This is a genomic window from Streptomyces sp. NPDC087906 (genome assembly GCF_055584925.1).
Genome location: NZ_JBVJLC010000006.1, coordinates 499,944 through 512,697 on the forward strand (window position 1 = coordinate 499,944; position 12,754 = coordinate 512,697).

General features: G+C 68.7%; 9 protein-coding genes and 2 pseudogenes. 5 read left to right on the forward strand and 6 right to left on the reverse strand.

The features are described from left to right. Nucleotides 1-25: 25 nt before the first annotated feature. Complete coding sequence (locus ACZ63I_RS21130; RefSeq protein ID WP_469340503.1) at nucleotides 26-577, forward strand: hypothetical protein; 552 nt, start codon at nucleotides 26-28, stop codon at nucleotides 575-577. After that, nucleotides 555-1,061: an SMI1/KNR4 family protein gene (locus ACZ63I_RS21135; RefSeq protein ID WP_469340504.1), complete on the forward strand. Its 507-nt coding sequence runs from the start codon at nucleotides 555-557 to the stop codon at nucleotides 1,059-1,061. The genes ACZ63I_RS21130 and ACZ63I_RS21135 overlap by 23 nt, the downstream gene beginning before the upstream one ends. Nucleotides 1,062-1,515: 454 nt before the next feature. Here ACZ63I_RS21135 and ACZ63I_RS21140 read toward each other — a convergent pair whose 3' ends face one another. From ACZ63I_RS21140 to ACZ63I_RS21160, 5 genes and pseudogenes are all read right to left on the reverse strand, one after another. Further along, on the reverse strand, nucleotides 1,516-2,487 hold the full coding sequence (locus tag ACZ63I_RS21140; protein WP_469340533.1) for a TniB family NTP-binding protein: 972 nt from the start codon (nucleotides 2,485-2,487) through the stop codon (nucleotides 1,516-1,518). Nucleotides 2,488-3,013: 526 nt separating this feature from the next. After that, a pseudogene (locus ACZ63I_RS21145) lies at nucleotides 3,014-3,694 on the reverse strand (transposase family protein); the annotation flags it as partial. A gap of 961 nt (nucleotides 3,695-4,655) precedes the next feature. Then, nucleotides 4,656-5,393, reverse strand: coding sequence for a TnsA-like heteromeric transposase endonuclease subunit (locus tag ACZ63I_RS21150; RefSeq protein WP_469340505.1), 738 nt, complete (start codon nucleotides 5,391-5,393; stop codon nucleotides 4,656-4,658). 187 nt (nucleotides 5,394-5,580) lie between these two features. Further along, on the reverse strand, nucleotides 5,581-6,972 hold the full coding sequence (locus tag ACZ63I_RS21155) for a TniQ family protein (protein ID WP_469340506.1): 1,392 nt from the start codon (nucleotides 6,970-6,972) through the stop codon (nucleotides 5,581-5,583). Between the two features lie 382 nt (nucleotides 6,973-7,354). Continuing rightward, the gene (locus ACZ63I_RS21160; RefSeq protein ID WP_469340507.1) at nucleotides 7,355-8,446 is read right to left on the reverse strand and encodes a DUF3800 domain-containing protein; all 1,092 of its coding nucleotides are present in this window, start codon (nucleotides 8,444-8,446) and stop codon (nucleotides 7,355-7,357) included. A 227-nt stretch (nucleotides 8,447-8,673) separates the two neighbouring features. Here ACZ63I_RS21160 and ACZ63I_RS21165 point away from each other — a divergent pair, with 227 nt between their 5' ends. Together ACZ63I_RS21165 and ACZ63I_RS21170 are read left to right on the forward strand one after the other, a co-directional pair. Further along, nucleotides 8,674-9,699 (forward strand): YaaC family protein, encoded by a 1,026-nt coding sequence (locus ACZ63I_RS21165; RefSeq protein WP_469340508.1) that lies wholly within the window; start codon nucleotides 8,674-8,676, stop codon nucleotides 9,697-9,699. A gap of 93 nt (nucleotides 9,700-9,792) precedes the next feature. Continuing rightward, nucleotides 9,793-10,725, forward strand: a complete 933-nt coding sequence (locus tag ACZ63I_RS21170; protein ID WP_469340509.1) for a hypothetical protein — start codon at nucleotides 9,793-9,795, stop codon at nucleotides 10,723-10,725. A gap of 718 nt (nucleotides 10,726-11,443) precedes the next feature. Here the strand turns inward: ACZ63I_RS21170 and ACZ63I_RS21175 are convergent. Beyond that, nucleotides 11,444-11,641 (reverse strand): annotated as a pseudogene (locus ACZ63I_RS21175) (VOC family protein); the annotation flags it as partial. Nucleotides 11,642-11,893: 252 nt separating this feature from the next. On the opposite strand from ACZ63I_RS21175, the gene ACZ63I_RS21180 reads away from it, so the two are divergent. Beyond that, nucleotides 11,894-12,754: DEAD/DEAH box helicase family protein (locus ACZ63I_RS21180; RefSeq protein WP_469340510.1), on the forward strand; the 861-nt coding region annotated here is incomplete at its 3' end.

Consider the following 12,754-nt stretch of genomic DNA (forward strand, 5'->3'; position numbering starts at 1 on the left):
CAGAGGGCACGGCTACCGTGCTGGCGTGTCGAACTCATATACGACGTTGTGGACCAACGACTTGTGCCGAGAGCTTGAGCGGTCTGGCTATGCCGGTCAGCGACTGACGATGCTGTTCGGCGGGCCGCACCAGTCGCTGCCGAGCTTCCAGCGCGCGGGGGTGCAGCCTGGCGACCGCATCTACCCGGTGCGTGTGCACCGCACCCGCCTCCATGTGCTGGGGATGTTGGAGGTAGCTCACATCGTTCCCTACGAGAACGTCGGCTCGGTGCTTCCCGATGATGATTACGTGAAGTTGCTGGACTGGCGCCCGCTCAAGGCTGGATGTGTCACTGAAGTGCTTGTCGGACCGCCAGGTGCCCCGCTCACCTTCGACACGGCCGTCCCCGGGGACCTTCTGGAGCGGCTGACGTTCACATCTCGTCGTGGCGAGCGCCTTCTCAAGTACGTCGAGGACGGGCGGCTGATCCGCTCGGTGAGCCTCCAGGGCATCTACCGCCTCGCCGCCGACTCCGCTGAAGAGCTTCATCAGTTGGTTCGCCGCGACGGCCCGAGTGGAGGAGCCGATGAAGTTTGATGAAATCAAGGCGTCCTTCTGGAGCGGACACACCTACGGTGTTCAGCCCGCCTTGACCCAGGCGACCGTCGCCGACGCGGAGCGCGTCCTCGGGCTGCGACTCCCCGAATCGCTGCTCGACCTTCTGCGTGTGCAAAACGGCGGCGGTGTCACGCCCGACCGGGATGCCTTTCCGACCCATCAGCCAACCTCGTGGAGCGAGGACCACATCCCGTTCACCGAGTTGATGGGGATCGGCACCGGTGGGCACGGCTTGTCGCTGTTGGACACGCCGTACCTGGTGGAGGAGTGGGGACTGCCGTCTCCAGTCGTGCTGCTGTCCGGTGACGGTCACTACTGGATCGGTCTCGACTACCGGGCCTACAGCGCGTTGGGGGAACCGTCGGTGACCTGGTTCGACACCGACTCCGGCGCAGAACTGCCGCTCGCGGCCGACTTCCGGGCATTCGTGGAGGGCCTTCAGCCCCTCAGCCGGTTCGAGTGAGCGGCCGTGGAGCCGGTCGAACGCCCGGTTTTCGCATTCTGCGGCGGGAACGAAAGGCGCTGGTGGGGATGGCCTCCAGGTCTGCTGCGACAGCGTAGATGATGGCGCGGTGACGAGCATCAGCGGAGACCACGTGAAGGTTCATTTCCGCATGGATGTGGATGAGGAGGGCTGGCCACCGGCAAGTGTCGAGAGCTTGTGAGCAGTTGATCGCGGCGACGCTCTGACGCTGGGAGGGGGGTTTGTTGGAGTGTGGGGTGCTGGCTGGCCTGGGGTGTTGCTGGTTCGCTGAGAGGTGGAATTTGCGGTTCGGCCGGGGTGGTCGTGGTGTGTGAGCTGGGGCTGTGTGTTCTGTGCTGAGAGTGGCTGGGTGTGTTGTAGGTGGTTCTAGCGTGTAAAGGCCCGATTGGTGTTTGTGCTGGTCAGGGCTGTTTCGGCTGCATGGCGGGTGGGCTTATCGGCCCCGGGTGTGGGGGCGGTGGTGGGTTTCGGCGAGGTGGTCGAGTCGTACCGCGTCGAGGGCGGTTTTGGTGATGCGTTCGGTGCCATCGCAGATGGCGGTGATGGCGGCTTGGCGGATGAGTCGGGTGAGGGATCCGATGCGGCCTGCGGTGCGCTGGTGGAGGTAGGGGGCGTGGCGGGGGAGGGTGCCGGGTTTGTGGTGGGTGAGGTCGAGGTTGTTTTCGATGTCGGTGATGGCGTCGCGGAAGGGGTGGCTGGTGCCGTGGCGGGCGGGTAGGGGGCCGCAGTCGACGAGGGTGGCGCGTCCGGCGAGTTGGGCGCCGCGGGTGCCGGTGAACAGGGGTGTGTCGGTGACGTTGATGCCGGCGTAGACGAATGTCGCGGCCAGGCGTTCGGTGAGGTCTTTGATGAGGTCGGCGGTTTGGGCGCCGGTGGTGGTGCGGGGGTTGAGGCGGTGGATCTCGTCGATCATCACCAGCTGGACGCTGGCTTGGGTGTAGGTGTGGCAGACGGCGTCGGTGATCTGGGTCTGGGTCATGCGGGCGGTTATGGGGATGCCGAGGTAGCGGGCGAACTCGGTGATGAGGGTTTTCGCGGTCGCGCCGGGCGGGACCAGGACATACGCGACGGGTACCACTGCGTGCGCTGATCCGGACGGTGCGGGGTTTCTGCGTGTGTGGGCGAGATGGCAGGTACGCCCGACGTTCAGGAGCGCGGTCGTTTTCCCGGCTGCGGCGGGTCCGGTGACGATCAGCGAAGGCCGTGCGGTGGTCTGCTGGTGACGGCCGAGGATCATCAGGGTGCGTACCTGGGTGGCCAGGGTGCTGATGGCGGGGGTGCGGATGGTGACGAACGCGGAGTGGTAGGCCAGGCGTTCCTCTGCGCTGCGGGGCGGCTCTCCGGGCCGGGGCGGTGCGGGCGGGTCGGTGGTGGCGAAGCGCTGCCAGCCCTGCCAGGTGGTCAGCGGCCAGGACGGCCCGGCTCCGCCGCTGTCGCCGGCTGGTGTGCTGCTCGCGCCTGGCGGGCTCGGGTTCACCACTTGTCGGCTTCCTCGTGGGCGTCGTAGAGCCCGAATCCGGTGGCCGGGGCGGGGCTGAAGTCGTCGTCGGGCAGGTCGTCGAGGTCGTCGATGCTGTCGTCGTCGTCCTGCTGTTCCGGGCGGTCGGCGGGTGCTTCGGTGTCGTGGTCTCCGTCGCGGGTTGTGGGGAACGGGAGGTGAGCGGTGCGGCCAGGAGAGCCTGCTCCGTTTGGGTGGCGTGGCCGCTGTGGACGCGGCGCATGAGCTGGTCGAGGGCGTCGGCGAGGTCGGCTTCGTGCTGTTCGGTGTCGCCGTAGTTGCTGTGCAGGGCGAGGGTTCTGATGTGCTGCCAGGTGCGTTCGTCGAAGGGCCGGTGGACGTGGTCGCGGTGGATCCACGGAATTTCGGTGAGCTCGCCGTCGGAGAGGCGGACCCAGACCTGGCGCACATCGTGGGGGTTGTAGTGGATCTCCCATTTCCCGCCGCGGCCGGCGACGGAGGATGCCTGGCTGCGGTGCGGGGCGAGGAGGTCCGCGTCGTAGGTGCGGTGATGGATACGGATGCCCGAGGCGGTGATGGCCTGCCAGCGCACGGGCAGCAGCTCGAGGTAGTCGCGCCCGGTCAACGGGACGGGCACGTAACCGGCGACGGCGACGAGCGCGGCCCACATCTGATTCGGCGTGAGTGCCTTACGGGGCATCATGGGGTGGCGCAGGCCTTCGTGGGGCCGGTGGTGGTAGTGCACCAGCCACTCATCAAGCAGGTCCTGCAACTGGGCGACGCTGTAGCAGGCGTCCTTCTCGGTGTCGGGGCCGCGGCGGGTGACGTCGGATCCGGTGTAGCCGGGCAGGTGCTGGCAGAACAGCGCGTTGATGGTGCCGAAGGTGCGCTCGACGATGCCTTTCGCGGTGGGGGCGTGGGGCGGGGCTGGCTGGACGCTGATGCCGAGGCTCTCGCAGGCAGCGGTGAACGCCCGGGAGACGAAGACTTTGCCCCGGTCGACGACGATCGTCTCGGGCAGGACGACCGGCCGGGCCGCCGCACCGGCCAGGCGCTCGTCGAGCGTGGCCAGCCGCTGGTGGGGGAGTGCACGGGCATGGTCCATGCGCAGGATGTTCGGCCAGGTCGGCCTGGCGGGGTGCGGGACGGCCATCTCCGCGAGCAGCAGGGCCGCGTCCACGGCCTTGGTCGCGCTCGGGCAGAGCACGGCGGCGAGGATGGCGCGGGTGGCGACGTCGACGGCGATGGTGAGTTCGGGGCGGGCGAGGGTGCCGTCGTCGAAGAGGGCCAGGACGTCCAGGCGGGTGGTGTCGATCTGGACCTGCTCGCCGGGCCGCAGCGCGATGGCGGGAGTGAAGGCCCGCCCTTCGAAGCTGGCGGGCACCTGGCGGACGGGGCCGGAGGGCAGTTCGCCGGGGCGGGCGAGCGTGGTGACGAGCCGGTACAGCGTGGCCTGGGACGGCACGGGCACCGCACCGGGGCCGTGCCGCTCCTGAAGGATCTGGTTGATAGCGGGAACAGGCCGTTGACGGTGCCCTTGGAACGCCCGCGCCGGCGGCGCAGTGCCTCACGGACGGCTGCGACGACCCGTTCGTCGGAACGCCCGGTGGGGCTGGAAGCGCGGGTGGTGCGGTGGTCCAGGAGCCCCCACAGGCCTTGCTTGCGGTAGGCCAGGCGCATGCGCTGCACCGTGGTGCGCGAGATGCGGCCGAAGCCGAGCGCGGTCAGTTCCTCGGCCTTGGCCTGCTCCCGCTCGGCCAGTGTGTGCCGTGCGGGGTCGTACTGCTCCCGCACCGCTCCAGCACTGCCGGGCCCGTCGGCAAGGCCGCATTCGACTTCTCTCACGTGCCGCTGCCAGGTCAGGGCCTTCTCCCGCGCCGCGGCGGGGGCGGTCTCGAACAGCCCCCACTGCGGGGCCGCCTGGGGCATTTCGGTCCCCATTACGCTGAAGCCGGGGTCGGCGAACAGATACCCGGCGAGCACGGCCTCGCCTTCGCTGTCCGGGCCGACGAGATGGATCACCTGCCCGGACAGGGCGACCACCTGCCATTTCACACCGCGGAAGCGGACCTGCGCCCCGACCTTCACCGCTGGCCGGGCGTTGCGCCGCGCGGTCACCCGGCACCTCCCCTCTCACCGGTGCCGCTCCCGTTCCGCGGGCCGACGAGGACGCGTTCGTGCAGCGGAGTCTCCAGGTCTGCCGTCAGCTGGTCGTGCCACAGAGCGTGGAAGAGCGCGGGGAGGACCTCGATCGGGTCGCCGACCTCTTCGGCACCTTCGATCAGCGGCCGCGGCCGCGGCCGCGCGAACGCCGCCACAACCGCGGCGCTCAGGCCGGGGCGGCCGGCGTTGCGGGGATGGCGGTAGCCGGCCAGCCATTTCAGATTGGCGGCTGGCACATCGGCGAGCGGCGCCAGGCGCCGGTAGGTCCAGCCGATCTCCTCACACGCCGCGCTCACCGCTTCGGCCGCCTTCACAGCGCGTTCGCCGCCGGCTTCCGGGGAGCTGGGGCAGTCGGCCAGCAGACCCGTGCCATCGCGGTACCGGGCGAACATCTGCGGCACCCAGGAATGCACCCGGCCCCGTTCGTCGCGCCACAGCAGCCGTACCGGACGCCCCGCGAGCCCGGCCACATCGGGGTCGCGGTCCAGGACCATCAACTGGGTCCGCATCGCGTTCGACCCCACGGCCACGTGCCGCCCGGTGGTCGCCGACCACCACAAACCCGGCCCCCGCCGCCGCCCCGGGATCACCGGGAACGCCGACACTGGTGGCAACTCCTCGAACGGCATGGTCATGGCGGCATCCGCCCACCGCTGCTGGACCGTTTGCCCCACCGGGTCAAGGAACACCGCCTCGAACCCGATCCCACGATCCACCGCCGCTCGTCCTGTCCGGCCCCCGGGCCGGGCCGCTCCTGTGCTGATCACCTGCGTCAGCCAAACCGTTCCCGCCGACAGACACCGTTGTTTTCAGGATTTCTGCCACAAACGAGTGCCGTTTCAGCTAACAGCCGATGCACCCGTCGGCCCGTGGCTCTCAGCAGTCGTCTTCTTGCCGGCTCGCCGTCAGCATGCTCCTGAGCGTTTCGGTGGGCGTGTCCGCCCACCGGGCGACCTCCTCCAAAGGCACTCCGGCGTTCGCGGCGGCCAGGGCGGTCCGCTTCCAGGCGTTCTCGAGCAGGACAGCGCTGTGGCGGAGGTTGCCCAGGAGCTGCTCGGCAACGTCGGCGGTGGGCCCGGTCTGCACCCCGCGCAGTTGGTGGAGCTGCTCCTCGGCACTCTCGATCGCACGGGTGATCAGCATGCGCTGTTCCGCGGACACCGACGCCCGCCACATCCTCCCCGAGCCCGGCGCCCGCTTCTCCTTGTCCAGCACCCGCAACTGCCCCGCCATCGTTACCGGCTGGTTTTCCTTGCGCACCCACCATGGATCGTTCGCGTACCCGGGCGGGCCGGCGGCTGTGCGGCGCTGGCGGATGAGGCTGCCCATCCAGGCGATCAGCGGACCGCCGTGATCCCCTGCTGCCAAGGGGCCCAGCCACGTGCGCCCGACTCGCTCACCGAGCTGGCGGCAGAACATCCCGTCGGCGGGCAGCGCCCGCGGCCGCCCCGCCCCGCTGTCCCTCCACACCAGTTCGGCCATGGCCGGATCCAGCAGCGCGTCGGCGACGGTGACCACCTCGGGGAAGATGACCGCGTCCCGGCCCACGATCCGCCACCGGTCGAAATCGCCCCCGGCGTCACCGTCCGCGACCTGGTGCAGCCGACGAGGCCAGTCCTTCTCCTGCCCCCAGTGCAGAGCGTGCTCCCACCAGCGGGCAGCCACCGCGTACGCCAGAGCGAACACCCTCTCTGGCTCCGCCCCGGCTCGCACCGCCCGCCGCGCGACACCGGCCCACCGCCGCTGCGCCGTGACCACCTCCGGCACGCCCCGTAGGTCGAGGTACTCGTGGGGCTGGTCGGCGTCAGCGTCTAGCGCCCACCGCCTGTGCCGGATACACACCCGCTCCCAGCGCTTGGCGTAGCGCACCACCCGCCCGGTCACCGCGGTGCGCCGTGCCGCGCACAGACGGCATCCGAACGCCACCGGGCCAACCACCGCGCCCCCGACCCGCCACAGCGCCTGCCCCGCACCAGCCTGCGACTCGGGGAGCTTGGCGTCCTCCAGTGCCCAGGCCGGCAACGCCCGTGCCAGCGTCTCCTGATCTACCCCGCACAGTCCCGCCAGCAGGTGACGCCCGGCCGTATCCAGCAGCACTTCCGCATCTGCCCGCGCACTGCTGCTCTCGTGGCGTGGCCGCTGGCCACGCCACCGCCAGCAGGACAGCAAGGCCTGCTCCTCCAGCCCGTAGCGGGCACCGATCCGGCGCAGGAGCGAGAACGTCGTTTCCCCCGGCAGGGGAGGCACACGAAATACTGGCAGGACCATCTCCCCAGCCTTCCCCAAGAGAGCGCGGCACGAGGCTTGTTCACCCAGCCGGGGCACTATCGTGCGCCAGCAGCCGACCACTCCAGCAGTGCCAGGCCCTCTGCCGCTCTGCAGGCACCCCCCGCCTCCGGACTGCGAAGCCCCTGCCGTCCGCGCCGCGCCTTCGCTCTTGGTTGTGCTGCACCCAGCGGGCTCAGTCCCGGCGGCGGCTTCTGCTGAGGCGTTTGTTGAGGGCGGCTTGCCATGTCTGGTTGGTGGCAGGGAGCGGGAGGGATCCCGCAGGGGCGCAGGTGCCGGTCATCAAAGCGGATGGGTAGGGGTTCGCTGCTGCGGGGGAGGCTGATGTCCTCCAGGCTTCAACCCGTGTCTGCCGCCTCCACCTTCACTCTGCTGCGTCAGTGCGGGCGAGGGTGTCGGCGCTGTCGTAGGGGAGCAGCGATTCGTTTTCGACGAGCGGTAGGACGACCTGTAGCAGATCTTCGGCGGCGGGGCTGCTGGTGCCGGCGTGGCGTGCGGCGATGGCAGCAGTGGCGCCGGCGAGGAGGTCGGCGAGCTGGATGGACGGGTGCTCTTCGGAGCTGCCGCGCAGGAGGTGAGGCAGGGCCATGCCCTTGATGCGGGAGGACGGGGTGGCGCCCTGGGTGACGCGCAGGTTCTGGGCGAGGGTGCCGAGCCGCTCGTCAGTGAGAAGCTTTTGGTCATCGGTGAGAATACTGACGGGGCCCTGGAAGTGGCGGGCCCAGCGGCGGGCTACCTCGGCGATGCAGGGGACGAGCATCTCCAGGGTGGGCAGGGGCCCGGCATCAATGTGTAGGACGTCGCCATGCGGGCGGGTGCTGCGCAGGCGGTAGAGAATGTCGGTGACGTTGCGGCGTGTGGAGTCGGTCCAGGCCTTTTCAAGTTCGGCGTAGAACAGGGCGGTAGTGGCGGCCTCCTTACTCAGGGCACGTTGCGAGGCGAAGGCGATGAACGCGCCCAGCAGGCGCCGGAACCCCTCTGGCTTGAGCGCGCGCCGGCCTTGCAGCGCCAGGAGCCGGGCCAGGCGGCGGGCCTCGCCCCTGTCGTACAGGTCAGTGCCTTCGGCGTGCGCCTGCTCTTCAAGCAACAGGTCGACGATCTTGGCGACAGCCGCGTACTCCTTGTCGACCACATAGGCAGAGCAGCGGCCGTCGAGGGCTCCGCCGGGCTCCCACAGTCGGCGCAGCAACTCGCGGCGTGCGACGTTGCTCTGGAAGGACTTGAACTTCAACTCGGGGCCTTGGATCCGGGCCGCCCGGCGCAGCTCCTCCACGATGGGCGCGGCCTCGACGTCATCGATAGCCACCGAGGCGTACACGAGATAGCGCCCGTTGTTCAGTAGCTGCTCGCCGCCATAACCGGACTCGTCACAGGCGACCCAACGGCCGCTGTCGGCAACGTCCTTGGTGGACTCGGTCCGGCTGTACTGGGTGAAGGCATCTCCGCTAAGGGGCATCCACGTAGTGTCGCGAACAAACTCGGCCCGCTCGACAAGAGGCCCGCTGCGTCGCGGAATTGAGAGCATCGGAACCCTGACCCCGGGCAAGACTTCCGTCGACTGTGTGGGCAAGCCCAAGGTGACCCCTGGGCAAGCCCGTGGTGGTCATGTACCGCCCGTTGCCTGTCGGTGCAGAATAGGAATCGTTGGCGCGGGCTGCTCGGAGCCGGGTAGCGTCCCGGGTCATGCACAGTGACATCGGCACCGATCAGGCGTGGGAGCGGCTGCGGGCCAGCCGGTCGAATCCACCGGGCAGGGCCAGCACTGGCGCCCGCCGCAAGACTTATGCGGCCGCCCTGGAACAGGCCGGGCAGATGTTTCGAGCCGCCGCCGTCGTGGACCCAGCCACACGCCCCTTGCAGGTCTTCTACGGTCTCAGCCAAGCTGGGCGTGCCATCGCGGCCGCTTCCTGGTCCCTCAAGGGCCAGGACTGGAACCTCGAGTCTCATGGGATCAAGACCACGGGCTTCCACCTGCCTTTCCCCGACATCGAGATTCGCACCGACCCGCCCGGTACCCAGGGCAGCTTCGTGCGGGTCAGCGAAGCGCTCGACTCCCCGGTGTGGACGGCCCCCATACGGCTGGAGGACGTCTGGGACCTGCTGCCGCCGAACCAGAGCTACCCGCTCTCCACCCGGGACCGGCTCACCCCGCTGTTCGCGGGCGATGTCATCGTCGGCGACGACGCGCATCCTTTGCTGAGTGTCCCGGTGTACGACATCCCGAACCGGGTCATCGACGCCGTGACCCGCAAGGCGCTTGCTGACTTCCTCACCGCGTACCCGGCCGTCGCTCAGTATGAAAGCTATGTCACCACCCGCGCCCTCAGCTTTGGCTCCGAGGCACCCCCGGACTACGGTCGCCACGACGGCGGTGGCGGCGGGCTGACGGTCAACTGGCAGATGCCCCAGGGGCCAGCCACCACAGTCGAGCGCATCGAGTACCTGCGGAGCATGACGCGCCCCTACGCCGGGGAACGGTACTTTCTGCCCGTCCTCTCCCCGATGGGACGGGAACTGCACCCACTGATGACGTGGTGGGCGGTCCTGTACACCCTGTCTATGCTCGCCCGCTACCAGCCTGCGACCTGGGTCAAGCTCATCAGCGTCGACGACAGCCAGCACGCCCTCCCGATCGAACGGCTCCTGGAACGCGCGATCAGCCACCTCCCCGTCCTGATCGCGGACGCCATTGCCGAAGTCAGCACCTGAGCGAGACGCCCGCAAGCCCCACCGCATGACGCAGACAGCCGGTATTGCGAAATTCGTATGCGACCGACCGTATTGCGGCCTACCGTTTTGGCCGTGACGACAGATGCATGGCATGTGCTGGGCCGATCCCTGCAGACGCTCCACGAGGAATTCGACAACACCTACGATCGGTACAACGGTCTTGCTACGCCCGGGTCGCCCGGCAAGACGGAACTTCGTGAAGATCTTGTCTTGGCGGGGGAGTGGGGGGAGCGGCCGGTGCATGACGCGCATCTTTCCGTCATATCGCCGGTCATAGCCGTCATGGATCACCTCGGCAGCCTCGGCCTGCTGTTCACGTCGCCCGGCGGCCTGATGACATCGCACACGGTTGCCCGGGGTGCGCTCGACATCGCCACCAAGCCCTGGTTTCTCTTGGAGCCAGGCATCGACGCCCGCGAGCGAGTCCGTCGTCATATGAACTACAGACTGCAAAGCCTGAAGGAGCAGTCACTCATGGTCGGAGACCGTGCGGGCGCGGTCGATGCCCAGCGGCATCTGCGAGAACGCACCGAGCGGATTGTGCGCGCAGCCAGGCACCACGGATTCTCTGTCAAGGGAAAGATCGCGGACAGGGTCAGACCCTGCTACCTGGGCCCGCACCCGGCGCCCAACACCACGGGACTGGCTGACGAGATCGTCTCCGCTGGCGGCAGCCCGCTAGGCACTCTGCTGTGGCGGGCTACCTCAGCCGTCGCGCACGGGCAGGCTCACGGGCTGATGATGTTCTGCGCGGACGCGCCAGGAGCCCCGCGTACCGGACCTGAAGATCACTTCGAGTACCGACAGATGCAGTTCAGCCCTCAAGAAGCCGCTCAACGCTGTGCGGGTGCTCCGCTGGCCACTCTGTCGATGCTGCGACGCCTGTACGCCCACTGCGGCTGGCCAGCCGCCGACCTCGAGAGAGTCGGCCAAGACCTTGCTCGGGCTTGGCTGCACATCAGCGGTATGGCAGCAGCGACTGCCGCCTGTCAGTCCTCTTTCTAGTTACGACATCCAGATGGCTCTGACATGCAGTGCTTAGAGTTGGTAGAGAAAATCTTGGTTCTGCCGCTGAGCTGGGATGGCACGTTTTTCTTGATCAACTACGCTGACAGGCAGGGTACTTGACCTGCGGTGCTGTAGTTAGCCGAATAATGTCGCAACTAGACGGATAACTAGCTTGATCGTGCTCGATAGTGTAGATAGGCAAATGCGTCTTATCTGGCATCACCCGTCTTGTGTGGTTTGCGTCTTTGAAGACCCTGTTCTGCAGGGCGTTGAGAGGATCGTGCAGTGCTGCTGGGCAGCCGCTGATCCCGGCGACTTCGTAGAAGCCCCGGTGGAGTCAGAACGGATCGACGTCGATCTGGCGGCAGGTCCGCAGGATCTGCGTCACGGGGGTCGCTGGTGAAGCAGGGGAGCTGGGAGATCGGCATCTGCTCGATGGTCAAGTTCAGCCGCCGCTCCACCTCGTCCTTGCGATGCGGCTGGAACGCGGGGAGGCGATGCATGACCACCGCGGGGCCACCGAGGACTTCCTTGACTGCGGCGGCGGAGAACTTCAGGCCGCGGTCGATGCGTACGAGTTCGGGCACCCCGTCGACCGGCTCCTGCGGGCCCTGCCCGACCTGCGGACCGCGGAACTGACCGCCCGCAGCCCCTCAAGCCGCTGTCCGACAAGGGATGGCCCTGCCGCCGGCGCACCCTTCGACGCCAGCGTCTATCAGCCTCTGACCAGGCGGAAAGGGTGCCCCGCTGGATCGGAGAGGACCCGCCACCTGGCCTCATTCGGCTGGTGATCCGGCTTGCTCGCCCCCAGTTGGAGTAGCCGGGTCTCGGCTTCGTCCAGGTGGTCGACCGCGAAGTTGAGGTGGAACTGCTGAGGAACAGTTTGGTCAGGCCAGCGAGGAGCCCGGTAGTCAAGGAACTGCGGACCTCCCGCCTTCCGATGTAGATCACCGACGACGAACACATCTCACGACAGAACCAATGACGTTCTCGTGGCGGACGACAGCGTCTGGGCTTCTTGGGGCAGGGGACGAGTCCCCGTGTGCGGCCTGCTGAACTGGTGACATGGCGTGGTGCCGGGGGGATATAGCCTTTTCCTGCCCGGCCATGCCCCTGCGGCACCTCAGCCCTTGGTGCGGCACGGCCCCCCGTGTGAAGGAGCGCGATGCGGTTACGTCCCCACCAGCAAGAGGCCCTGGCAGCGATCCGGGCGGCCGCGGGGGAGGGGCGGCCGCGGATGACGGTGGTCGCCGCGAGCGGCAGCGGCAAGACCCTCATCGCCCAGCGTGCCTGTGCCGAACTCGCCCCCCAGGGCGCGACGTTGGTGCTGGTGCCGACGAAGGCGCTGGTGGTGCAGACCGCCCGCAAGTGGCGCGAGGCCGGGTACGGGGGCCTGCTGATCGGTGTGTGCTCCCTGTCCCAGGACGACAGCGGCCTGTCGCCCGGGGAACTGGCCATGACCAGCGACCCGGCCACTGTCGCGGCCTGGATGGCGGGGGCGCCCGGGCCGGTCGTGGTGGTGGCGACCTACGCCTCCCTGCACCACCTGACGGCCGCGCACTCCAGCGGCCTGGACCCCTGGGACCTGCTGATCGCTGACGAGGCCCACCGCACCTGCGCCGCGTTCGGCGAGGGCTGGGGCACCGTCCACGACGACACCCTGATACCCGCCGCCACCCGTCTCTACATGACTGCCACGCCGAGGATCTGGGCCGCCCGCGCCGACGCAGGCCTCCTCGACACCGAGGACCGCCCGCCCTTGGCGACGATGGAGCACGAAGAGGTCTTCGGCCCCACCGTCTACCGCCTGGGCCTAGCCGACGCCATCGAGCGCGGCATCATCGCCGACTACCAGGTCGTGGGGGGGGGGGGGGGGGGGGCCCCCCCCCCCCCCCCCCACCCACCCCACCCCCCCCCCCCCCCCCCCCCCCCCCCCCAAGCCCCAGCGCAAGCACAAAAGCCGACAAACCGAACCCGGGTCGGCGACCAAAAATGGCAAACCGCGCCCCCGGCCGCCCGGGCCGTC